Raw genomic sequence first — 23,303 nt, 5'->3', positions numbered from 1 at the left:
CTGTCGAACCATATCGGGGCACCGATCAACGCAACTCTGATTCTCGATCATTGGGATGATCTGCTCCATTTGGCGGCGTCGATCACGACGCGATCAGTGGTGCCGTCTACAATCCTGAAGAAGCTGTCAGCATCACCGAAGGAAAGCCAGCTCGCAAGGGCGCTACGGGAACTTGGCCGGATCGAGCGATCGCTGTTCATGATCGAATGGTACTCAAGTCCAGCGCTACGCCGGCGTTGCCAGGCCGGCCTCAACAAGGGTGAGGCGGCGCATAAGCTGAAGCGCGCCGTCTTCTTCCACGAGCGCGGCGAAATCCGTGACCGATCGTTCGAAAGCCAAGCCTTCCGCGCCTCCGGCCTCAACCTCGTCGTCAGCGCCATCGTCCATTGGAACACGGTCTATATCGAGCGGGCCGTCACCCACTTGCGCAAAATGCGTCGCGAGATTCCGGATCACCTGCTCAAGCACATCTCGCCGCTGAGCTGGGAGCATATCAATCTGACCGGCATCTACACATGGGATAGCGATCAGCATCTGCCGGAAGGGTTCCGGTCGCTGAGACTCCCGGTTGGGCTACGGCGTGCCGCATAAGTTCTCACTACGTTCGCTCTTAGCGCAAGATTTTGAACTGCTCTTGTCCTGACCCCTGCTTGGCGGCAGCGGCTGGCGCTTCGCTGCGCCGCCGCCAGCATGCGGCTCGCCGGCCGCGCCGAGGACGCGGCCGCCCTACGCGACGCCTGGTATCTGCGCCAGGCCGGGTCCGACCCCGGACCCGCCGGCACCATCTTTGGCGCCTGGCGGCAGTTGGCCGGGGAGCCGCCCGTCGCTACCCCTGACCGGCTCAGGAAGATACTCGACCAGCTTGGCCTCCATTGGGATGTCGAGGCGCTGGCTGCGCTTTGTGAACACATCGACGACCTGGCGCGCTCGGGGCGGCCGGCACCGTTTGCCGCCGCGGCGATCGCCGCCCGCGTCGTCGCCATGCGTCCCGATGCCGAGCTTTTGGCCTGGTGGCTCGCCGACCTGGTGCTGGCGCAAAGCCTGCGCTGGCCGCGACCGCTGCCGCTCCTGATGGCGCAAGCCTTTGGCCCGTCCTTCCGCGCCGAGGCCGGCGGCGGCAAGCGCATCCGACCCGCGGAGAGAGATTTTGAGCGCGCGGTCTGCGTGGCGTTTGTTCAAGCGGCAGCGGAGGCCTGCCGGCTGGCTGACGAGTTGTCGCGCCGCGCCGCAAAACTCCTGGCGGTGGCGCCGAAATTGCGCGCCAAGGGTGCCGGCGAAGCAATTTTCCTGCTGCTCAACGAAGACGCTGTCTCCGGCTCGCTGACGACCAAGAATTTGTCGCGTTTTGCGGCACGGCGGCTGTTCGAGCGGCTGCAGCAGCTCGATGCCGTGCGCGAGCTGTCGGGCCGCCCCACCTTCCGGCTGTTTGGACTTTAGCGATGAGCGAAGCCTCTTCCCGCCACAAGCCGAACGATCAGCCGGCGCTGCTTGACACCGAGCTCGATCACCTGCCGCTGGAGCTGCGCTGGCGTGAGTGGATGGGCCGGGTCGAAGCGGTGATCTTTGCGGCAAATGAACCGGTGACACGTAGTGTCCTCGCGCGGGTGGTGGGAAGGAATTGCAATCTCGAGCTGATCATCGACGACATCCGCGCCGAGCTCACCGGCCGCCCCTATGAACTGGTCGCGGTCGCCGGCGGCTGGCAGCACCGGACCAAAAACGCCTTTGGCGACGTCATCCACGCCGCCTTCGGCCAGCAAGGCGGCCAGGGCGAAAAAGAACTGTCGCAGTCGGAGGCTCTTGTCCTCATGTGTATCGCCTATTTCCAGCCGATCACCCGTGGCGAGCTGTCGTCCTTCTTCGGCAAGGAGGTGTCGCGCGACCTGATCGGCGTGCTGCGCGGGTAGGACCTCATCGCCTCGGGGCCGCGCAGCCCGCAGCCGGGGGCGCCCTACACCTATGTGACGACGAAAACGTTCCTGTCGCAGTTCGGGCTCGACACGCTGCGCCAGCTGCCGGATTTCGAGGCGCTCGAGGACGCAGGGCTGCTGTCGAAAGAAAAGCTGCTGGCTGGCGGTATCCCTGCCGGTTTGGCTAACAGAGAAGGCGAGGACGATTTCGTTGGAGATCAGATCTCGTAAGTGGGGCGTTGCGGCGTTAAGACCTTAAAGACACTCGATGACGCGTACCGCAGTTGCGAGCATGCCTTTGCGCCGTCGTTAAGCGGTCGATCGGTGATCGTCCTGTCGAACAACGCCGGCTGTGCAGTGGCCAGACTCGCAGTGCAGACGTCGCCTTGCGACGATCTACCGCGACGGACGTCGGCGGTGAATGGGCCATTGATCAGGTTAACGCCAGGTTCGGCCGGAATACGCTGATCCGGTAGCGATGGACTTCGAGCGCGGCTGATCGAAGAAATTCGAGGGAAAATCCCTTGTTTCACGACCCGATGTGAGGACCTTCCAAACCTGGTTTCTTTTTCGTCACTTTTCTACGCCTCCTCTCTTGTAAGAAAGCATTGGCGTTCACATCTGACGCCAACACTTCGACGCAGAAGTTGAAATTTGTATTATGCAAATTATTGGCGGGAGGAAACCCAAAAAATGGCAGACTATTTTGAGATCGATTTTCTTGGCGTTGAAACCAAGAAGAGCGGAGACGCGATCGCGCTGCGGTACGAGAAGGACGGCGCGACCTACATCCATGTCGTTGACGGCGGCTACGTCGACACCGGCAAGTCGTTGCGTGACCACATCGTTGCACACTACGGAAACCCGACGTTCATCCACCACGTCGTCGCCACCCACAATGACGGTGACCACGCCCGCGGCCTCGTGGAGATCCTCGAGCACTTCGATGTTGGCGTGCTGTGGATGAACCGGCCCTGGATCCATGCTGCGGAGATTGTCGACAGGTTCGAGACGTACAATGACGTCGACCGGCTGCGCTCCAAGCTGCGCTCGGCGTACGCGAACCTGGCAGCACTGGAAGAAATCGCAGAGCGGAAGGGCATCGAGATCCGCGAAGCGTTCCAGGGGGCCGCGATCGGTGCGTTCCGCGTGATGGCGCCGACGCGTAACCGTTTCCTGGACCTGGTGGTCACCTCCGACAAGACTCCGGAAGCCAAGACCGAAACGTCGGCCTTCGACGGGTTCCTGACCACGCTGGTGGAAAAAGCCAAAAGCGCGGTGGCCTACATCCGGGCCGCGTGGGGCGCAATGATCCATCGCGGCGCCAATCTACACATGACGGAAGGGGTGAGCTTCCGGACAGCATGGAATGCTCCGTCCCGGGAGGGGTGGAGCCCCGCGACCTTGCTGTCCACCGGCTCTCCGAGCATCAAATTCAGCAGTTCTGTCGTTAGGTTGCGTCGGCCGCCATGGTGCGGGACCTGGAACCGGTCGACGCCCGGAAGCTGCAGGCCCGCAGAGGGCGCATAGGCGATGACCTCCGCCAGCCCGTCCCGCCCAGTGTCGGCGGTCAGAAGGATCTTCTTACCGCACAGGTTTGCAGCCTCATCAGGGTCATTTCACCGCGGTCATCAGCTCCGCCAAGGAAGACGAAGACCATCCGCGCAAGGTGGTGATGCGCGCCGGCTGCCTATCCCGAAGAGTATGAGGAATAGGCTATGGCCATCCCCTTGACTACCGATATCGCTCAGATGTTCGACGGCTATGGCCGGCAGGCTCGGCTGTTTCCGGGCTTACTGACGATCTTTCCGCCACTGCTGGCGGTCTTTGCCTGGTTCCCCTGGCTGCTTCTGTCCAGTATCGGCGCAACGCTGTTGACGGTTGCCACTTCGTGCGGCCTCCTCTACGCGCTCGGGTCCTATGCCCGCACCAAGGGGCGGCGCATTGAGCCGAGTCTGCGGAAGGCATGGGGTGGGTGGCCGACGACCATCATCCTGCGCCACCGCGACAGCCATCTCGATCGGCACACGCGCCAGCGCTACCTCAGCTTCCTGGGCTCGGCGGTGCCGGACTTGCCGGCGTTCCCCACGGCCGAACAGGAAGCTGTCGATCCGTCAGGAGCTGACGCGGTCTATGACTCGGCGGTTGTCTGGCTCAAGGAGATGGCGCGGGGCAAAGACTTTTCGATGGTTCATCGGGAAAATGCGCAATACGGCTTCCGCCGCAACCTGCGTGGCCTGAAGCCGGTGGGCATCATCATCTGCGGGCTGACGCTGGCCGCGTCGGCCTGTGCGATCGTCTACAGCAATCCGGGGTTTTTCAATCTGTTGCAGAAGCACGACTGGCGCATGGCAATCGGCGCGCTCGTGCCGCTCGGGCCGGCCGTGCTTTCGGCCATGGCCGTCAATGCGGCCGCAATCATCATCTGGGTCTTTGTCGTGACCAGGCAATGGGTTTGGGAGGCCGGGGTGCAATACGCGACCGCGCTGCTTTCCGCCTGCGATACGATCAGGCTGCGCCGCATGCTGCCCAACGCATCGACGACGGCGGCCTAGATGGATCTCAGGATTTTTGACGTTGAGCACGGGCAGTGCTCGCATATTGTCACGGATACCGGCCGGCATGTCCTGATCGATGCCGGTCATAATTCTACGACAAACTGGCGGCCGTCCACCTATCTGCCCGGCAAGAACATTCGCCATATCGACAAGCTGATTATATCGAATTTTGACGAGGATCATGCGAGCGACCTACACAATCTGGTGCGGGTCGTCGACATACGCACCTTGACCAAAAATCCCTCGGTGTCGGCGCACAGCCTTCGCCGATTGAAAAAAATCGGCGGAATTGGCAGGGGCATAGACACGCTGGCAAATATGATGACGACCTATACGGGACCGCTCAGCGGCGATGTCGATTACGGCGATTTCAGGATTCGATGCTTCTGGAACAACTACCCGTCCGACTTCGAAGACGAAAATAACCTGAGCCTGGTGTCAATCATCGAGAGCCACGGCATCCGCATCTGCTTTCCCGGTGACATGGAAGTTGCGGGATGGGAGAGACTGCTGCAGCGGCAAAGTTTTCGGGCAGCGATGGGCGAGGTTGATATTCTGATAGCCTCCCATCACGGCAGGCGCAACGGCTGCAGCGATCGCCTATTTCGCGAGACTGGCCTGTTCCCCTATTTTATCGTCGTATCCGATTCTGGACAGGAATACGCCACCCAAGAGACGCAGCGTTGGTACCGGGAGCGATGCCGCGGCATCGATTTGAACGGTAAACGCAGACGCGTGCTTACCACTCGTAAGGATGGCCGTGTGCGAATTCAGACCGGTCCGCAGGGAGTCCTCGTCGACGTGTTTTAGGTGGCAGCCGTAGCTCAGTACCGATCGCCGTCTTTGATGAGCTCTAGCATCTCAGTTGCGCTGCTTTTGAATTTTGGTTTTGAAGCGAGGATTGTCAGCCGCCTTGTGACATCTTCGAAGTCCATAAACGGTTCGATGTCTTGTTTTTTCAACACATCGAACGTTCCTCGATCACTGCTGTTGATCTGAGATGTCAGCCCTTTGAGGACCTGTAACAGCCCTTCATTCGATTTGATGTGCGCAGCCAGTTTTCTGCGCGGTCCTTTTGCATCACCCGCCTGAAGCCAAGCGTAAAGCAGGCTCAATGGGCTGCGCGATTGTAGGATTTCGGCGACGGCCATCGCTTTGTACCGCTTGAGCATGATGCGCATTGCGGCATCCAGCTGCCGCTCGCTAACCAGCAGCCAATCGCCGGCGGGACGATCCTGATCGCCATACCGCCCGTGTGCGAAAACCTCACGTCTGAAGACGAAGGTGAGCCAGCCAATCGCTCTGCCGGATTCAAACATCTCGTTAGTTGTACGATCGCGCACAGCTGGCGTGAGACGAGTGGAAACGAGACGGATGAGGGGAAGAGTCCTGTCCCACAGGGAATTAAATGCAAATCCATCAAAAGGGCGCAGCCGGAAAGCTTCGTCCATGCTGTTGCCGAGGGCCAGGAGTAGGTTGCGAGACTGCGGGACATCCAAAATCTCATAAGCCCCGCCCTTGATCCGCTCGACCATCAGATCGCATTTGCTGAGCAATCCCGTGGCCCTTTGAGCATGCAGCGCCAGCAGCAACGCAGAGGCCTCCTGCGGACCGGATGCCAGCGCTCGCCACATCGCATCGAAGTCGGCTTGTGTAAGGGCGTGTGACGGGCTCGCCATGGCAAAATAGAGCCTGTAGTGATCAGGACTCGCCAAACGCCGCTTTCGAATCGCGATGTCTCTCTTCCGGTCATCAACTTTTTCGAAAAGTTGGAATGGAGAATCGTCCTTTGCAAAACTGGGTGTGAGGCCCGGCACCTGCGAAGCAAACACATGCCGATACATGTGATCGTCGAACGCAGACTTCCCAGCCGCCGCTTCCAGCGAGGCTGATTGGAGGTTTTTCTCGGCGTCGTCGATGCGCGCTGTGCCAAGAGACAGCGCAGCGGCCGATCCACAATAGGCTTCAATCCAGCGATAAAGGGACGGATTTCCGTCTTTTATCAGTTGTAGCCAGACGAGATCGGCGAGATCGGCATGGATGTCACGCAAGGGAGGCCAAAAGAAGCGGATTGCATCCAGAGTCCTGACCACAGATCGAGGGGTGCGCAGTCGGCGGCCACCTTCATAATCTATCACCTGACGGAGGCGCTCGCGTTCGTCATCGTCTTTGACGGAGGCGATCTGCTGAAGTTCCTCGGCAAACCACTGGCGCAACTGAAACGCTTCCGGCTTAGGTACCATGACCGTCAGCTGAACAATCTTCTCCAGAAATGCACCCCCGTCCTGGACGCTGGCGGCTTCTTGGACGCTGTGGGCAAGCACCTCGCTGTCATAACAAAGCAGATAGATCATATTCGGGAGATCGATCACCGACTTAACCAGGCGGAGTGTTTCAAGGATTTCGGCTGGTTCCAATCTATCTATATCATCGATCGTCACCACGAAGCGATGGCCGAGGTCCCGCAGGGATTTAACCAGCTTGTCTTTGAGAGACGCTAGTTGCGGCGGCGCTTTTTTGCCGGCGACAGCATCTCCCACGACCTTAATGCCTGTGCCAGCGTATTTGAGTGGCCCGACACCCGTGATATCGCCTACAAACTCAACCAAACCGCCAGCCTTGCTTAACCCCGACATGAACGCTTGAAGGGCTTCGCCGGCCTCCTTGGCCTTTTTGATCGATATTTTTGTTGCATCGCCAGCGGCCAGCGCAGCCTGATCCAGCTGGTTAGACAACTCAGTAAACAGGCTGCTGATCAAGGCATCCCGATTGCCGATCAGCCAGGGCCGGAAATGAATAACAGTCGGCCGTCGCGAGAGTGGCAGATTCTCGAGTTCTTCACCGACCAGATAGAGCAGGCTGGATTTGCCGGAGCCCCAAGCCCCCTCCAATCCCACAACCAGTCCGTCCTCCGAGGCCCGGTCGACAAGTGATACCGCAATTCGTTTCGCAACCTCGCGGAAACCAAGCTTGTCTTCATCGCCGTCGTCAAGGGCGCGATCACCTCTTACGGAATGGTCGGTCCGTTTCATATGTAGGTCTCATCCCCAGCAGCGACTCCGCGGAAATTGCTTCCCTGCGGCCCTTCTATCGGTGGCTCCGATAGTATGGTCGCATAGGTTCCGTTCTTGCGGAAATAGCCTCGAACGTAGGTCGTCTTCGGAAGACCTGTAATGCAGCTAATGGCCCCGTGCTGATTTGGGGGAACACATGCCGACAAAGTTCCACCTGGCGATGGCGAGTATCCGCGCAATGACTACATTCCACCGAAGCAAATGTTTGACCGGGAGCACGAGACCAGACGAGCCAACGATCATCGGGAATAAGAGCTGCGCGTCCACAAAGAGTAGTGGTTGTGGACGGGGGATGGCCCATATCTGCTAATGGATCGCGCGCGGGAATAGAGGATGCCACGATTGGCTCGCTTCGGCGCGCGACGGTGAGTGTAGGATCGGTAGCGTGTTGTTGGGACAGTTCACGGGGAAGCTGACAAGCAAGCCTTGATCGCCGAAGCCGAACGGGTTGTGCGGATAAATCAGCGAGCCGAGATCCCGACACAGTGCCTTCGCCCTTTCCTTCTCATCCTGGCTCGCCCAGATGCCCAGGTCTTTGCCAAAGGCTTGCTCTCGCGGCCCAATGATATCGACGTACCGCAAGTCGAACTGCAGCCAGTCGAACACGCCCATGGCATCGCGAACCATCTCGTCGCCGTCAGGCGTGACTGCAAGCGCCAAAGCGGTAACTGGGATGTTCATTTCACGCAGCAAAACCTCATTCACGCTTATAAAGCGGCTCAAGTTCCTAGCAAGCGACTGACCGCTCGCAACCAGATCGTCGAGGAAGAGCAAGGCCGCAGGTTTTAGCCCGGCCCCCATCTTCTCTCGCACTTGTTCGGAGAAGTGGTACGGGGCGATGATGCTCTTAGCGGCGAGCCCGTTCGTTTCCGCATAGCGAGATGTATAGAACTGACCGCTCTTGCCTTCACCGTCAGCATAGGTGAGCAGTACGTCCGACCGCCTATCGGTTCGTTTGCGGATCACAAACGTCGGCAACGATGGCCGGATGAAGCTGTGTAAGGTCTTGAGCGCTTCGCGGATCTCCACGTCGCCGTAGAAGCGCAGGTGCTGCAGGAGCTTGAACAACAGACGCTGCTGGCGGTGACCTTCGGCCTGTTCGAACCAAGCGCGCACCTCGTCGCCCGTGATCTCGCGCCCCTGATAGGTAGGCCAGCTCCTAACCAACGCGGCGATCTCGTTTGACTGGACAAAAGCCTCATCCTCGGCAGCCTGAACATGGTGCGCCAGTTCCTCCCCAAGCGCGTCGGCGATTAGCCGGCTGCCCCCGACTTCAACCAGCCATGCACGGAAGATCGGCAGCACGAAAGTATATTGGCCCTGGTTCTCACGCAGCACCGATCGGCCGACAAAATTGTGCAGCACAGGCACGATCTCGGTGTCGGGCAGCATCAGTCCGTGTTTTTGCGCGAGCAGGTTCTCGATAGTGACCGGCAGGTTTCGCCGTGCCGTACGCGCGACTAGCACCAACGTGCGGCAGCGGCGCAGGATGTCCGGCTCGCGTTCGTTGACCGGCTTGTGGATGCCGTCCTGCCAGAGATGGGCAAAGGCGTTGGTGTCGAAGGTCGGCACTTGGGCGGCGATAGCCGATCGGACCTCCTGGCCCGTGACATCCGAGTCGCGCTCGCGAACACAATCCTCAAAGACTGCAGCACACACGATCTTTGCGAAGAAGGGATTTCCTTTCGTGACATTGAACACCTCGGCAATCGCGTCTTCATGCCATTCGAGCACGTCGGCACTGGGCTTCTGAACAAGAAGCTGAAAGTCTTCCCACTCGGAATCGCGCGAGAAATAGTCGAGCGGAACCCGGACGAACTTGTTCAGCTTCTGGCCTTGCCTATCCATCACGAACGGCATGTTCTCGCCGCCGACGAGGATCAGGCAGACGTTCTCGCAAGTCGTGAGAGCGCGGATGTTGGCGAAAAATGTTTCTGCAAGATTGCCATGCTGGTAGAGTTCGGGGTGGATCTCGTCGAACTCGTCGATCACGATCACGTATTTCAGTCCGGGGCGAACCTTTGCGGCGATGTCGGCGAGGCGGGTGAGTGCGGCGATGCTTCCGTCGAAGCTGAGTGCGGGCGTCTGCACCCCAGCCGGGAAGCTGTCGATTATGAACTCGGCAATGTGTGTGCCCAACTCACGCAGCGAGGCCGCAGGGTCGGCGTTGGCTATGGCGCCCCACAAAAGATATTTGGATTCGATCCCCGGCTCTGCCGCGTGCTCCTTCGCGAACGCGACAGCCGCTAGGGCAAGTGATGTTTTCCCGACCCGCTTCTGCCCAGTGACGTAGAAGGACTCCATTGGAGTCCGGAGCATCTTGTTGCCGAGCGCCTGGACTTTGTCGACACGCCCTACGAAGGTGTCGCCCTTGGCGACATCGGTGCTATAGGGACGCCGGTACGTCTGGGCCTGCCAGTCGATATCACTGCGCTGGGCGTTTGCAGTTGCCATGAACTCGACCCCTTGGCGCTCTGAACCCCCTGTCTCGTCCCATTTAACCGACACCAGGAACACGACGGCATCGGTTTCAGTCATCACCTCGCCGTTGAATACGGCCGAGAAGTCGCCCGCGGCGACGCTCCCAAGTAACAGCTCCTCGTTGGCGAACAGAAAACGTTCGGGATCAGCCTCGATCTGAACCGTCACGTTCGAAGCGATCCCGGGTCCGAGATTCCGGAGGGGAATTGAAAGCTTGATCTGGCGACCCGCTTCACGGAAGGGGTAGCGCTTTTGCAATATGCCGCCGTCGCTCAGGCGGGGGACGATCTGGGCTTTGAAGCGCCCGCGCACAGAGGTGAGGAATTTCTCCAGCGCCGCATCCGCGATCGTGAGATAGGTTGCGAAATACCGCTTGGTCAAAAAGTTGGAATGCGCCTCGCAGTAGGCGAGCTGATCCCTGATTGCCTGCTTGCAGTCCATCATGTTCGCCGGCAAGCTGGCCGTGTCCTTGAGGAGGCGCGCCAGCTTGTTGTTCACCACCTCAAACCCGGCCCGGATTTGAGCCAAGTGCGACGGCGCGCAATAGGCCTTCAGCAATGGGTTATTAAGCGTTCGCGCCAGAAGTTGGCGAGCGCCCAGAACCGCGTCGAGATCGGCCGGCACGTTGACGAATGGCGCAAGAGTCTCTTCGGCGCGTCCGTGAACAGTCTTAAGGACCTCGTATTTCTCATAGGTCTGTCGCTTCTGAACGGCGCCGCAAAAGCTGGCAAGCTCTGGCAGGGCGCGCTCGACGATCGTCACGACAGGGCGCTCTATGGATGCCTCACGCGCGCTGCTGACCATCGCATCGCGACCCAGGCAGCGCAGCAAAGTCGCTGCCTCAAGAGATTGCATAGCATCGCCTTGCGCGGCTAAAGCCTCGATCGCGTCCGCCACGCTGCCACTCTCGGGCGAGTTTGGCAGCCGCACAATTAAGGTCTGCCGCAGAATCGTGCGAGCATCCTTCTCCCGATCTTCGCTGTCCAGCGCGTCCTCAAGCTGCGCGACTAGCCTTTCAACTTTTTCCAACCCTGAACTTACAGCCACAAGCACCAATCCTTCCTGTTATTTGGGTTAGACAGGAAAGGCGGCGAAGGGTCCAGATGAAATTGATGCCAATCCATCGCGGTTTCAGCACCCCAATGATGGCCAGTCTTTAGTATCCGAAGCGTCGGCCCGTGAAGGGCAGGAATCGTACATTACTCGTCCGAAACCTGTCGGTCAGCAAACGGCCCCGAAGCCGACGTTAATCACCATCCCGCACGCACTATTGATCGGGCACGTCCACCCGGGGATCGTCAGCCCGCACGGAAGCTCGCAACTGGGCGGGATCCACCTTCTTGCGCTGTGCCCACTCGACAAGGTTGGCCGGGCGGTATGTGGGATCAGCCCGCCACCGCTCGAACACACTGGCGTCGATCGTCTCGTTGACGTTGATGTGGCTTCCATCTTCCCGAACGTCCGGCTCGCGACCAATGGTGCGATAAAGAGGCGGAGAAACCATGGCGTACAATCCTGAGCCAAACGACTTATAGGAGTCGGCAATTGGTGCTGTCAGAGCATCTCCATCCAGATCGACCTCCGATCGGAACGAAAGTCCCTGCGATTCCGCCCGCTTCATCATCCAGCGTAGCGGGGCCTGTGCAAGAAGATCAGTCTGATAGCCGCCCCCGACATTGCCATGAGCACCCACAAACCAGCGCTGCTCAACGGCGGAGAGCGACCGCGCCTGTGCGATGACTGCGTTCTGATCTTTCGGGTGGCGAACATCCCAGAGCGTGGGAGCGAAGTCGTTTCGGTGCTCATCAATGGCAAGGGCGTGATAGCCGTTCAGGATATGGATGCGTAGTCCCGTCTGGAGATAATTGAACGTGGAGCGGCTAAAACCCGGAATATTCCCAGCCGCCAGGCCAACGGAACCGACGGTATCCCACACACCGATTACCTTCACTTCTGCGGACTGGGAGTATTTGAGCAGCCATTTGTCCTGCTCTGTCAGGTTGCTGAAGTCTCCCGAAGCTGCCTTCTCCTTCAATTTCCAGATGGTTTCCTCGTCTCCTTCTTTGTAGCGATCAAAAAGTTCGGTCACGCCGATGGGGGAGCCTGCTTTCAGGATTCCATCGATGGCGACCAATCCAGCCAGGCTTCTGGCTGTAAATGCGCCCCGGCTGAAACCGAAAATGAAGATTTCATCGCCATCGTTATAGTTTTCGACAAGCCATTCGTAAGCCAGACGAATGTTCTCATCGAGCCCCTGGCCGAAAACACCGCCCAGGAAACCGTTGACCCCGACCTCGTAGTAAACGAGCTGGGGCTTGCCATCCTTGCCATTCGCGGCACATAGCGCTCGCATGCGCCAGACGTTCGTATTGCTGTTGACGCTGTTCCATGTGCCGTCAAGAAAAACCACGAGGCGCTTTTGCTGCCGCTCTGCGCCTGCAAAGCTAGGCTGATTGCCACTTTTTTCCGAAGGACGACCAATAATTACCCCAATCGCGACGATGGCCACGATGCCTAGAACGAGCGCGAGCCAGTGTGCGATCCGCTCAATCAATCGCAGGGTCTTCATGATCTAATTCCCGGCTACACGCCCTTGGCCGACTCACCAGAGGATCGGCGATCTGGCCGCAGAATAAGACGTCTGCTGATTCGGCGCACGTCGCGCGCTCAAATAAAGCCCCGTTTGGCCCGGTTTGTTCTCGCGTGTCTAGCGAGCAATCCGGCTTAGGGAGTTCGGATGAGGTCGCGTCGTCGACTTAAGGGCTGGATTTCGCCGTAAGGTCCGCCATGGGTCAATGTCACTACGACGTTGCGCCGACTCAAATATCCGCTCTCAAATGTTCGAGGCCTGAAGCTGCCCGCCCGATCACGGCCCCAGGCTGCTACAGTGCAATGTACTCCAGAGCAGAGACGGCCGGTATGGTCGTTCTATGCCGCAAGCAGCCGTTTCTGCGTCCTGTCTTTGGAACGTCGGATAGTGGACTATGTTGAGCAAATCGACACCGAGGAGATGCCGCGTCACGCGGATATCCTCTTCTGGTCTGCCTTGGCCGGTCGTCACCAACACGTAAGTCTCAGTATTGAGCCGCCTTCTCGGAGCACCGCTAGGCATCTTCTGCTCAACTGCTCAACGATCGATAAGCCGCAGCTACGACTGCCGCAGTCTGTCCCCACAATTCAGCGTTAAGGGCGGTCCAGATTCATATTGATCCTTCTTGCGCCGAATGCGGTCACTCCTTGTAGAACCTAACGACCTCAATGAATAATCACTTGATTTGGATAGGCACTAACGCGAAAAGATGTTGGCAGGGGAACGGGAGGGCCTTTCATGAAAATCAACAAAGTCTACGCGCGTTTTTATAAATCCTTCAACTACGATCATCACCGCAAGGCGCATCGCGACGCTGAACCTCGCCCGTGGGAAATGATCGGAGAGTTGTGGTACCCCTACATAGAAGTTCCGATAGACGCTCGCATCACTACTATTGTCGGCGCCAACGAATCCGGAAAAAGTCACTTGTTGGGCGCGATCAGCAAGGCTATTAGCGGCGAGGATTTCAAGCACCAGGATCTGTGCCGATATTGCGACTTTTTCAATGTCGAGAGAGGGAACGACTTTTGGCCTCATCTTGGTATTGCTTGGAGTGACGTGACAGAGGACGAGGTCGGCAAGATCCGTTCCGAGGTAGCAAGCGCGCCTGACAGCTTTGAGTCTTTCCTGATGTTCCGCCAGGGTCCTGACAAGCTCGAGCTATACTTCTCGACGTCAACCGGAATCTTTCATCGTGAGGAGCTCCTCAATGCTGCCGCACGCGACTTCGGCAAGTCCGTGCTACCTCGGGTCTTCACGATCCAATCAAACGTCGCACTACCTGGCGCGCTGCCGACTTCTGAACTTGTCACCGGACAAAGTGGCGTTTTGCGTGACCGGCAAACCCGCAAGCGCTCATTCGACGTTCTCGACATCCTTCGTGGTGTTTATTCCGCCGACCAAACGCGCTTTGCTAAGGACTTGCCAGGCCTGGCGCCTAAGCTCGGTCCAATTATTTCCGAACTGGATGAAAGCCCTGCCACACAGGATGAGCTCAGAAAATCTTACACGCTTGCTCGTAAGCTATTGCTGCATCTTGCGAACGTCGAGCCCGAGCGCCTTGTTGAGTTGGGGCAGTTTATCGATGCAGGCGAGAATGGCCACGTCACGGCTTTGGTCGAGAGCATCAATCAGCAGTTGGAAAAGCGGCTAAACTTTCCGAAATATTGGGTGCAGGATCGCGACTTCCAGCTTCGTGTTGCAGCGCTCGAGTCCGATCTCGTCTTCACAATCCGGGATCGGACTGGAACTCAATATACGTTCGACGAGCGCAGCGCAGGGCTCAAATACTTCCTCTCGTACTTCATCCAGTCGCAAACGCACGAGCCCGATCCTGATCGACCTGAAATCCTGCTAATGGACGAACCTGATGCCTACCTCTCGGCCGAGGCCCAACAGGATCTCCTCAAGATCTTTCGCGGCTTTGCCGAGCCTGACGGAGATGCGCGGCCGGTTCAAGTCGTCTATGTGACCCACTCGCCCTTTCTGCTCGACAAGAATCGTGCCGAGCGCATTCGCGTACTTCAGAAGGGCAAGGGTTCAGATGGTACTCGCGTAATCAAAGATGCCTCGCAGAATCACTACGAGCCGCTCCGCTCAGCGTTCGGTTCGTATGTCGGCGAAACGGCTTTCATCGGCGCCTGCAATCTTCTCGTCGAAGGCACCGCCGACCAGGTTCTCCTCGCAGCCTTTCACGAGCGATCCAGCGCCGCGGCGTATCGAGCGAAAGTGAGTTACTAGATCTTAACCGTACCGTTTTGGTGCCATGCGGATCAGCCAGCCATGTTCCATACATGCTCTATCTGATCCGGGGTCGCGATAGCGATGCGCCAGGCCGTGATCATTCTCCTCGACTCCGACAAGAGCGGCAACGAGGCCGCCGAGAAGCTGCGCAAAAATGACAAGAAAGTCCGCCGTCTCCTCAATCCCGACTATGTGATGCAGTTTGCTGATTTCGACATCGTCCAGGATCCAAGTTATGCCATGACAGAACCGGAGGATCTCCTACCTATCGAACTCGCCGTCGCTGCCGCAAATATCTATTTCAGAGAGGTCGCTGAATTCCGCGAGGGTGGGACGATCACGTTGACCCCCGCCGAAGTCGTACCTCACTTGAACAAGCAGGTCGGCATCTATGACGCACTGAAGGTGGCGGCCGAGTCTCATGCTAGCCATATCGATAAGATTGGTCTCGCTCGTGCTATCGTCGCCTTGTGCGAGACCTCGAAAGCGGATCAAGCACTCGAAGCTAGCATCGTCGTCTTTCTAGATCGAATGAAGGCGCTCTTCAAAGGACTGAACCGTAAGCGCCGCGCGGCAGAAGAGGAGCGATTGCGTCATCGTGTCAAAGCCTTGGTCGAACAGCAGCGCAAAATCTTCCTCCAAGACCACCCTGAAAGCGCCACTCGCGAACAGGGTCTTTTTCTCTTTGAACGGATTGGAGATGGGCTCGACCAATCACTTGATGCCAAAGGAATTCGCGACCAGATGCTCGCTCTATCCGTCGAATTTGGTCTTGATGGGGAGGCCAGCGAGGCAATACCAGACTATGACCGCTTCAAATCCAAACTTCAGGTGCTGCAGGATGCATTCAGCATTCAGCGGGAAGATGCGTTGAGAGCTTAACTCACCAACGCTCCCGCACGCACAGGCGCAGAGCCAGTCGGTACCAGTGCCGAGTTCCTGGCTCGCTCCCGACTGTGTGCGGGAGCAGCGGGTGAACATTGGCCATGACCGGGTTGGGGTCGCCGGCGGAATGGCACCATTCAGGCTAGTTTGCTCCAGAACCGGACCGCCTGCTTCCGGCCCGGTTCGATCCATTGCCAATGCTCGCCGGAGCCGCGGAATGGCAGGGTTATTGACGTCGAAACCACACGACGCGCTCTCAACGTTCGCCTTTTGTGCTCCGAAAGTCGCATAAAGGGCAGACTGGAATTCGGCCTCATAAGGCAACATATCATCGATGGAAATCTTGGTGCCGCTTCTGACTCGCCACTGCTAACGGCGAAAAATCGGATCTGGCCAAAAACACCCTAGCTATCCTGGCAAAGCTGATAAATGCTTGTCGCGCCTGTTCGGTTGTCATCTGCCCGGCGATCGCGGCGTTGCAGCTTCTGATAGCACAACTGTACACCGGTCCCGACGGGCCTTGGGCCATTGATTCAAGAATACCAGCGCCTCCCGCACCGAGTTGATGTCGTGGATCACGTCGTTGGTCTTAACGTGGACGGGGGCAAGGAAAGCCAGACTGGTCATTTTTACCTCCCTGTGATTGCAGATTGATTCAGCTTCCATGAGGCGGCTCTTTCGTTTTGAGTCTGCCGGACGGGTAGCCGTTCACGCAAAGGGTTCGAACGTTTTGTCGAGGCCGCTCAGGTGGATCGGTGTCCACGACGAAATGCAGTTCCTGCCTCTCAGGGAAGGCCAACCGCTGCTTCCCTGATCGGAAAATTCAGCTCCACCTGGGTGAGCGTGTCGCTGCCGCCCGCCAGCGCAGCTAGCTCAAGGGCCCATGCTGGCGCATCCGTTGGCAGCGCGAATTCGCTGTGGACGTCCCCCCACTTGTTCGAGAAATCGTGGCAACGACCATAGGTCTCATTCTTCATGGCAGCGCAACGCCGATAGGCCGCCCCGGTCAAGAAGTCGAGGCCGTAGTCGCGAGCGGGGGTCGTGGACCGCCCTCTCAAACCGCTTTATCCGAAGCCTCTAATCGGGAACCACCTGCGGCACGGTACGGTAGTCACCGAGATCCGCCTCCTTCAACAACTTCCAATAATCGACCAGACGCCAAGGGCTGTTTGTTACGATTCGCCCTCGATCGTTGCGGAAAAAGGTGGACATGCCGGCATGGCTCCAGATCATCTGCTGGTGCATTTGTTGGATTTTCCGATTGTAACGTTCATATACATCTTGCCGGCATTCTACTTCGACAAGCTTATTCTCGCCCATCTGACGCAGAACACTCAGCACGTAATCAATTTGGCTCTCGATTGTGAAGATGAAGCTGCCGCGATGGCCGAGGGCCGTATTGGGGCCGTAGAGCATGAAGAAATTCGGGAACCCCGCTACAACGGTGCCAAGGTACGCCTGACAGTCATCATCATTCCAGACCTCACGTACCGTCCGACTATTGCGTCCGATCACCTGAACAGGAAGTAGATAGCGTGTGGTATCGTAGCCTGAGGCGACGATGACAACGTCTGCCCCATGCGTTTCACCACTAATCGCATGGATCGACCTGCCCTCAGCACGCGCAGCAGCTTCGTCTACCAGGGTAACATGCGGCTTCAGTAGGGTTCTGTACCAGCCGTTGTCTAGGAGCATCCGCTTGCCGAATGGCGGGTACGACGGGATGACCTTGGCGACAAGGTCAGGGCGCCCCGCCAGCTGTCCCTCGATGTATCGTGTGTAAGTCTCGCGGTCGCCGTCGTTGACCGCATTCACGGAACGGTCCGGATGCGGCCAGGCCGGATCCTTCTGCAGGGCCTCGTGCACTTCACTGTCGAAAATCCAACTCAGCCGGAGCCTGTACAGCCATTCGTAGTGTGGCACCTCGCGGAAGAAGAACTGCACCGGTTCCGGAACCGGCTTTTGAAATTTCGGGAAGGGCGCCGCCCATTGGCGTGAGCGCTGGAAGATTGTCAAAGCCCCCACCCGATCTGCGATGGCGGGAACAACCTGCATTGCCGAAGCCCCATTACCAATCACGGCCACGCGTTTACCGTCGAGCGCGACTTCTGGATCCCATTCCGAGGTGTGGACCACCGGGCCGTCGAAGTCGCGCAGGCCCGAAACGTTCGGCCATTTCGGCGTGGTGAAGCCCCCCACGGCCGAGAGGACCACATTGGTTACGAGGGTTTCTTCCGTACCGTTGGGCAAGCGTAACAGGGAGTGCCAAGTTAGGCTCTCTTCGTCATAGCGGGTGACCAGGCACTCGGTGCCGTAGCGGATGGAGCTCTCGATCCCAAAGTCGCGGGCAACACGCTTGAAGTAGTCGTCGATTTCCTTTTGTAACGGGAAGAACTTGCTCCAGTCGCCACTGGCAAAAGTGTAGGAGTAGAGATGCCCGGGCGTGTCCACTCCGCAGCCAGGATAGTGATGTGAGTGCCAGACCCCGCCGGTGCTGTCTTGCTTTTCGATCTGGATGTAGGAGATGCCCAATTGACTTAACCGAATCGCGGCTGCGACACCGGACATGCCCGCCCCGATGATGAGCACACGAAACCCCTCCGGCAAGGACACCGGATTCGGAATGGCGCCTGAATATCTCCGCAGCTTATGAAGCATCATGTCAGCGTATTCTGGCGGGATAGGCTCAGCCTCCGACACAGTCAGCATGCGGATCAACTCTTCTGCCGACAGGTCCTGCTTGGCGACTTGTGCGCCGCGGCGCCAAGAGATGATGGCGGCCAGTGCTGCACTGCGAACCTTCGTCTGCAATTCGTCCGCGAGCCCCCCTGAATCGTTGTCGCCCCAGCCACTCTTCACGGGAACAAACGGCGGGTTGAGCCAGTACTCCTTTCCTGTGAACCGGTACAGAAGGAGTAGTAGGGTTGGGATATTGGCCGAAGGGAGCGCCTCGGCGACGCGTTGGCGGAACAGGTCGAGGTCCGCAGAGTGAGCCATGATTTAGGTTCCTACTGTTGCATGTATCCGGATCCACCCGCCAGACGCTGCACTTCAATGCAAGTTTCCTGCCTGGGCTTCGGCGTAGTTTCCGCAATCGGCAGCAGGGAAGCTTCGGCAAGCGAGTTGCCGAATCTCTGATCCAAATCGCGCTTGAGCGCGTCGGCATCGATCACTTCTCCCACGCCCGCGGCAAGATTGCAGCGCCCGAAACCCGCTTATGAAGCGAGGCGAAGGTCGTGACGGCGGGGGTTTTCTCGGCGCCCTCGTGCCGGTAGCCGGGGCACGACAGCGGAATATGCGCCTGTGCTGCCTCGACCAGGCGCGAACAGCCAGTTACTTCTGCATCTGAAACGATCCGCTCCTTGATGATCGGAAGTAGGGCTCGGCAGAAACCATTGTGCTATCATATCGATATCTCCGCGCGATAAGTCGGTCCGTGGCGTGTCCTGCAAATGCCTAGAAGCAATATGAGTGCCAAAGGAAGAACTCTTTCTAATACAACGAAATGGCTCAAACCGGCGCTCTCGCATGTCCAGCATTGTCGTACATCGGACGAGCCTCAACGCGACATTGACCTACCGCAGTCAACGCACTCCGCGCCCAGGGCCCTGTTCGACGACGCCGATGTTGGCGGCGAGCGTCTCGACTGTGAACGAATCACGATTTTTGGGGCGCTGCAGCCTTGCGAGATAGGCCTGCGCGAAACTGTGGTTTTGTGGGGGCTCCTAGCATCTGGCGATGCCCGCCAAGGCGCCGTATGTAAATAGGCAAAGCCGACAAATTGTCGGATATCGCTCAAAAGGCTGAGCGTGGTCGGACTCGCCTGTATGAATAACGCTGTCGGAACAGCTGCGATGATGCGAGCGCCTTCGCCCGAACAACGAGTGGCGGACGATTGCGACCGTTTCTGGGTTTGTCGACCGTGAACAATGATCGGCGCTAGGCGCGCGCGGTTTCGCTCTGCTGTGGTGGCAGGCAGCAGTAGCCACAAAAGCATCCTCAGCCAGTTGAGGAGGATCGAGAAGTTGTAGCCTGAAGCGGCCAGGACGGCATTGATGGCATCGCCGTGTTCGCCGGCGAGATAGTTGTGGCCCATGCGCCGCATCTCGCGCTTGATCGCCGGCGTGACGCGGTGCTTCTGGTGAAGACCCGGAACCGGTGGCTTTCGGGGCATTGTGGCCGCGGTAGCCGGCGTCGGCGAGCATGCGCTCGATCTCATCGCCGATGGTTTTCTCGATGTCGGAAATGACGGTCGCCAGCGTGTGGCGAGGGATTGCCGGGCAAAGCCTTGGCATACAGCGCGAACTGGCCGCCCTTCGAGCGTTTCAGCGTGGTCGCGACCGAGACTTGACGCCTCATGTCATTTCTTGTTCTGTTTAATTCACCTTCTCTAACACGTGAATGTCTGAGCCGGCGTTGTCTGAGAGCACGTCGATTGACACAAACCCCGCTCGGTGTGCACATTTTTTGAAAAACAACTCAGAAAATGAAAGCGAGTTCTTTAGATGCAGTCGATCACCACTTAACAGTATAATCTCTTTACCACCAAGGCAAAAGTCCAGATCCCTTTTGACCACCGCAGTGTGCATGACTTGCATGAATTGGTCTTCACCTCTTACATCCGACTCATACTCAAATGCCTCGGGATCGAAATTAGCGTCGACCGGCAGCTCTGCCTTCATTCTATGGAACACGTTTAGCTGAAATTCAGGATGCGCTTCATAGTAGGACTTCGCCACATCCCTCCTCAGATCTGAGCCAATTGAGATCGCAACCCAGCACCTCTTCGCACTATTCGATATTTTCTTCAGCGTCTCGACGACCGCCTCCACGGGGGGCGTATCATTTATTCGGGCGGCAAGATTTCCAAATGTCCGGCCAAACATGACAACAAATGCCGCTTCATCGTCGCAAAAATAGCGTCGCCCAGAGAATATATCGTCGCGTATGAACTCGATTTTCAACCCCAAAGCGGACGGCAATTGCGCTATGTCCCCGAGGAACTCTTTTGACCGGTCGACGAGCGTGCAACGTGAGGTTTCGCCGCGCAGACCTGTTACAAGGGGAAGCGTTTTCTGTTGGAAGGCTAGCACTGTTCCAGGCCCATATTCCAGAACCGACACCCCTTTACGACATCGTTCGTCCTGATGATACCATTGAACATAATCTCTCACTCTCTCGTGAAGTTTTTGGGTCAACTTGAGTTCAGCATCCACCATATTGGTTGTGCCAGTGACGAGCGCATTACTGATCCTCTGAGCTTCAGCCTTAGCCCATAACAATGCGCCACTCATTGGATTGCCATCCCGGTCGACGCCAGTGTGGTGAGCGTATTGTTCTGGACCTAAGTCAGGCGCATATTTCTGCTGAAACAGCTGCAAACTCGTTTCAAGAAAGCTCAAACTGATCTCCTCTCGACCCTTTAGCGGCTCCTCGGATTTCCCCAGTTGGCTCACTTACCGCCGTAAACGAAGGTGGTGCGCGTAGTCCGCGTATGCCGTCACCGATCCCCCGCCAAAGCGCGGCTCGCTCGTCAGAGCAGAAGCGCGGCGCAACCACCGATAAGCCCGTTGAGTCTGTTCATGGGATATCTCCATGAACCCAGAGGAGAGGCTACAGGATTCGAAGGAGTAATCCTTGACATAGATCAAGGGCAACCGGAATTCCGGGACGGTGCACCGACCGTTTTCGGCTATTCAGGAATCGCCCAAACGAGAATCGGACGTGCCGAAGGAAAGCCGTTTACAATATATGGGCCTTGGTGCACGGATCTTTTATTGGTGTGGGTTTAGGCAAGCGGTAACCGCAATAGCCTTTGTAGCGTAGCCATGCCTTTCAAACACAATACCAGCCGCCGCCATCATATTGAGAAGATGAAGTTCAGGGTGACGAACTGGCCAGAATATGAGGCAGGACTTCGTCATCGCGGCAGTTTGGGGTCGGAACAAGAACCGTTCCTGCAGACACGCTAAGGTCGAACGAAGCGCGAACACGCGCATAGATCTGTAGATGAAGCCACCGGGCTGGTTGAAAGCTTCCGGCCGGTGGCCAACCACTTCCCCTTGGAATTTAGTGTGCCGAGGGAGAAGGCGAGTGGGTAGAAGACGGCTTGTCAGTTCAAAGGAAGCGGCGATACTGCTGGGCATAGCGACGGACGAGGATAGTCTGATCCGTCACTTTACTCTGGACCCGGCAGATAGATTGGAATGCGAACTCCGCCGGCGACCGCAGAGCTGGGCTTCGCCGTTCAACTCTGCACGATGCGACAAACAGGGCGGCTCTTGTGGGACAACGAGCAGCCACCTGCGGCTGTGATCACCTATCTTGCGGATCAGCTCGGTATCGACGCGCGCCTCTACGCCTTTTATGCGCATCGAGTACAGACGCGTTTCGATCACAGCCGATCGTTGATGGCTTACCTCGGTCTCCGGACTGCATCTAGAGACGATCGCCGCGCCGCTCTTGTGGCTGCAATCGATGCGGCGGCCAACGGCGATCACGGGTTGCCGATCGCGACAGCAGTCATTGCCGAGCTCCGGAAACGAAACGCACTCCTGCCTTCGCTGCATTCCATCGAGAAGATCGGCCTCGGCGGTCGCGCGATCGCTCGCCGACGGGCTGAGAAAGAACTTATCGAGGGTATCTCGCCTGATCGGCTTGCGTCATTGGACAAGCTGTTGGAGGTTGACCCGGCCCTCGGCCAGACGCGCTTTCATTGGCTGCGCTCGGCGCCAGAAGCGCCAGGTGCGTCAAACCTGGTCGGGCTGACCGAACGGATTGCCTTCCTGCGCAAGCTGGAAATCGACGCGAAATTGCAGGTGTGCATACCATCTGGACGATGGGATCAGATGATCCGTGAGGGCAACGCCACACCTGCATGGCTGGCCAACGACTTCAATGCCAGCCGTCGATCGCGCTGATCGTGGCGCAGATTATCAAGCTCGGCCAGAAGCTCACCGACGATGCAGTGTCGATGTTCATGAAGCTGATAGGTCGGTTGTTCTCGCAAGCCAATAACCGCAAGAAGCAGCGGCACATGGACTGCAGGCCGGATACCGCCAAGGCACTGCGCATGTTCCTGCACACGATCACAGCCCTGCAGTCCGCGAACGATTATGGCCGGAACGCATTGGAGGTTCTCGATCAGGAAGTTGGGTGGCACCGGTTGATTCGGATGAAGCCTGAGCTTGAGTCGATGGTCGAAGACAACGAGGCGTCGCCATTGACCTTGGCGGCCGAGCAATATGCGACCGTCAACAAATATGCCGGTGCGTTCCTGCAGGCGTTCACGTTCCGCTCAGCGCGCCGCCACGATCCCCTTCTTGCGGCGATTTCGCTGCTGAAACGGCTCTATGCCGAGAAGCGGCGGACCCTTCCGGATCGCGTCCCGGTCACCCACCTCAGCCAAGCTGATCGACGGCTAATCCTTGGGCAGGAGAAGCCCGATCCGTCTCTATGAGATTGCAACGCTCGCGGCTTTGCGGGACCGGCTTAGATCTGCGGACATCTGGGTCGATGGCAGCCGATCCTTCCGGCCGATCGACGAGCATCTTATGCCGCG

The 23,303-nt window shown here is 58.0% G+C and carries 14 protein-coding genes and 5 pseudogenes; 10 read left to right on the top strand and 9 right to left on the bottom strand.

Going from position 1 to position 23,303, the window contains the following annotated elements; genetic code table 11:
- The 6 genes and pseudogenes from HNQ71_RS33925 to HNQ71_RS33900 all read left to right on the top strand — a co-directional run.
- Positions 1-591, top strand: a 591-nt coding sequence (locus tag HNQ71_RS33925) for a Tn3 family transposase (protein WP_184879322.1), incomplete at its 5' end; no start/stop codon positions are given.
- Between the two features lie 57 nt (positions 592-648).
- Positions 649-1,437, top strand: a pseudogene (locus tag HNQ71_RS33920) (DUF1403 family protein); the annotation flags it as partial.
- A 2-nt stretch (positions 1,438-1,439) separates the two neighbouring features.
- A pseudogene (gene scpB, locus HNQ71_RS33915) lies at positions 1,440-2,141 on the top strand (SMC-Scp complex subunit ScpB).
- 462 nt (positions 2,142-2,603) lie between these two features.
- Positions 2,604-3,440 carry a ComEC/Rec2 family competence protein gene (locus HNQ71_RS33910; RefSeq protein ID WP_184879319.1) on the top strand — a complete coding sequence of 279 codons (837 nt, stop codon included), beginning with the start codon at positions 2,604-2,606 and terminating at the stop codon, positions 3,438-3,440.
- A 188-nt stretch (positions 3,441-3,628) separates the two neighbouring features.
- Positions 3,629-4,465, top strand: a complete 837-nt coding sequence (locus HNQ71_RS33905) for a hypothetical protein (RefSeq protein ID WP_184879316.1) — start codon at positions 3,629-3,631, stop codon at positions 4,463-4,465.
- Positions 4,466-5,278 carry a ComEC/Rec2 family competence protein gene (locus HNQ71_RS33900; protein ID WP_184879313.1) on the top strand — a complete coding sequence of 271 codons (813 nt, stop codon included), beginning with the start codon at positions 4,466-4,468 and terminating at the stop codon, positions 5,276-5,278.
- Between the two features lie 14 nt (positions 5,279-5,292).
- Here HNQ71_RS33900 and HNQ71_RS33895 read toward each other — a convergent pair whose 3' ends face one another.
- From HNQ71_RS33895 to HNQ71_RS33885, 3 genes are all read right to left on the bottom strand, one after another.
- Positions 5,293-7,500, bottom strand: coding sequence for a KAP family P-loop NTPase fold protein (locus HNQ71_RS33895; RefSeq protein WP_184879310.1), 2,208 nt, complete (start codon positions 7,498-7,500; stop codon positions 5,293-5,295).
- Between the two features lie 348 nt (positions 7,501-7,848).
- Positions 7,849-11,076, bottom strand: coding sequence for a phosphoribosyltransferase-like protein (locus HNQ71_RS33890; RefSeq protein ID WP_184879307.1), 3,228 nt, complete (start codon positions 11,074-11,076; stop codon positions 7,849-7,851).
- 214 nt (positions 11,077-11,290) lie between these two features.
- Positions 11,291-12,592 (bottom strand): DUF2235 domain-containing protein, encoded by a 1,302-nt coding sequence (locus tag HNQ71_RS33885; protein WP_184879304.1) that lies wholly within the window; start codon positions 12,590-12,592, stop codon positions 11,291-11,293.
- A 759-nt stretch (positions 12,593-13,351) separates the two neighbouring features.
- Here HNQ71_RS33885 and HNQ71_RS33880 point away from each other — a divergent pair.
- Positions 13,352-14,854, top strand: a complete 1,503-nt coding sequence (locus HNQ71_RS33880) for an AAA family ATPase (protein ID WP_184879301.1) — start codon at positions 13,352-13,354, stop codon at positions 14,852-14,854.
- Between the two features lie 84 nt (positions 14,855-14,938).
- Positions 14,939-15,739 carry a hypothetical protein gene (locus HNQ71_RS33875; RefSeq protein ID WP_184879298.1) on the top strand — a complete coding sequence of 267 codons (801 nt, stop codon included), beginning with the start codon at positions 14,939-14,941 and terminating at the stop codon, positions 15,737-15,739.
- 331 nt (positions 15,740-16,070) lie between these two features.
- Here HNQ71_RS33875 and HNQ71_RS33870 read toward each other — a convergent pair whose 3' ends face one another.
- The 6 genes and pseudogenes from HNQ71_RS33870 to HNQ71_RS33845 all read right to left on the bottom strand — a co-directional run bounded on the left by HNQ71_RS33870 (position 16,071) and on the right by HNQ71_RS33845 (position 21,144).
- Positions 16,071-16,271 carry a DUF982 domain-containing protein gene (locus HNQ71_RS33870; protein ID WP_246462511.1) on the bottom strand — a complete coding sequence of 67 codons (201 nt, stop codon included), beginning with the start codon at positions 16,269-16,271 and terminating at the stop codon, positions 16,071-16,073.
- A gap of 256 nt (positions 16,272-16,527) precedes the next feature.
- Complete coding sequence (locus HNQ71_RS33865) at positions 16,528-16,752, bottom strand: MobA/MobL family protein (protein WP_281391498.1); 225 nt, start codon at positions 16,750-16,752, stop codon at positions 16,528-16,530.
- A gap of 67 nt (positions 16,753-16,819) precedes the next feature.
- On the bottom strand, positions 16,820-18,739 hold the full coding sequence (locus HNQ71_RS33860) for a flavin-containing monooxygenase (RefSeq protein WP_184879292.1): 1,920 nt from the start codon (positions 18,737-18,739) through the stop codon (positions 16,820-16,822).
- Between the two features lie 11 nt (positions 18,740-18,750).
- On the bottom strand, positions 18,751-18,915 hold the full coding sequence (locus tag HNQ71_RS33855) for a hypothetical protein (RefSeq protein ID WP_184879289.1): 165 nt from the start codon (positions 18,913-18,915) through the stop codon (positions 18,751-18,753).
- Positions 18,916-19,721: 806 nt separating this feature from the next.
- Positions 19,722-20,092: pseudogene (locus HNQ71_RS33850) on the bottom strand (IS5/IS1182 family transposase); the annotation flags it as partial.
- Positions 20,093-20,118: 26 nt separating this feature from the next.
- Positions 20,119-21,144 (bottom strand): L-histidine N(alpha)-methyltransferase, encoded by a 1,026-nt coding sequence (locus tag HNQ71_RS33845; protein ID WP_246462504.1) that lies wholly within the window; start codon positions 21,142-21,144, stop codon positions 20,119-20,121.
- Positions 21,145-21,570: 426 nt separating this feature from the next.
- Here HNQ71_RS33845 and HNQ71_RS33840 point away from each other — a divergent pair.
- Positions 21,571-21,678, top strand: a pseudogene (locus tag HNQ71_RS33840) (IS5/IS1182 family transposase); the annotation flags it as partial.
- A 157-nt stretch (positions 21,679-21,835) separates the two neighbouring features.
- Positions 21,836-23,303: pseudogene (locus tag HNQ71_RS33835) on the top strand (DUF4158 domain-containing protein); the annotation flags it as partial.

It is taken from the genome of Mesorhizobium sangaii (assembly GCF_014207355.1).
GTDB lineage: Bacteria > Pseudomonadota > Alphaproteobacteria > Rhizobiales > Rhizobiaceae > Mesorhizobium > Mesorhizobium sangaii.
The sequence above is the reverse complement of the archived record's forward strand: the minus strand, read 5'-3'. Positions and strand labels throughout refer to the sequence as shown.

What these genes read in the sequence shown, in the direction of transcription:
- HNQ71_RS33910 (WP_184879319.1), top strand. Translation starts at nt 2,604, where the DNA reads ATGGCAGACTATTTTGAGATCGATTTTCTTGGCGTTGAAACCAAGAAG.
- HNQ71_RS33905 (WP_184879316.1), top strand. Translation starts at nt 3,629, where the DNA reads ATGGCCATCCCCTTGACTACCGATATCGCTCAGATGTTCGACGGCTAT.
- HNQ71_RS33900 (WP_184879313.1), top strand. Translation starts at nt 4,466, where the DNA reads ATGGATCTCAGGATTTTTGACGTTGAGCACGGGCAGTGCTCGCATATT.
- HNQ71_RS33895 (WP_184879310.1), bottom strand. Translation starts at nt 7,500, where the DNA reads ATGAAACGGACCGACCATTCCGTAAGAGGTGATCGCGCCCTTGACGAC.
- HNQ71_RS33885 (WP_184879304.1), bottom strand. Translation starts at nt 12,592, where the DNA reads ATGAAGACCCTGCGATTGATTGAGCGGATCGCACACTGGCTCGCGCTC.
- HNQ71_RS33880 (WP_184879301.1), top strand. Translation starts at nt 13,352, where the DNA reads ATGAAAATCAACAAAGTCTACGCGCGTTTTTATAAATCCTTCAACTAC.
- HNQ71_RS33875 (WP_184879298.1), top strand. Translation starts at nt 14,939, where the DNA reads ATGCGCCAGGCCGTGATCATTCTCCTCGACTCCGACAAGAGCGGCAAC.
- HNQ71_RS33870 (WP_246462511.1), bottom strand. Translation starts at nt 16,271, where the DNA reads ATGGCCCAAGGCCCGTCGGGACCGGTGTACAGTTGTGCTATCAGAAGC.
- HNQ71_RS33860 (WP_184879292.1), bottom strand. Translation starts at nt 18,739, where the DNA reads ATGGCTCACTCTGCGGACCTCGACCTGTTCCGCCAACGCGTCGCCGAG.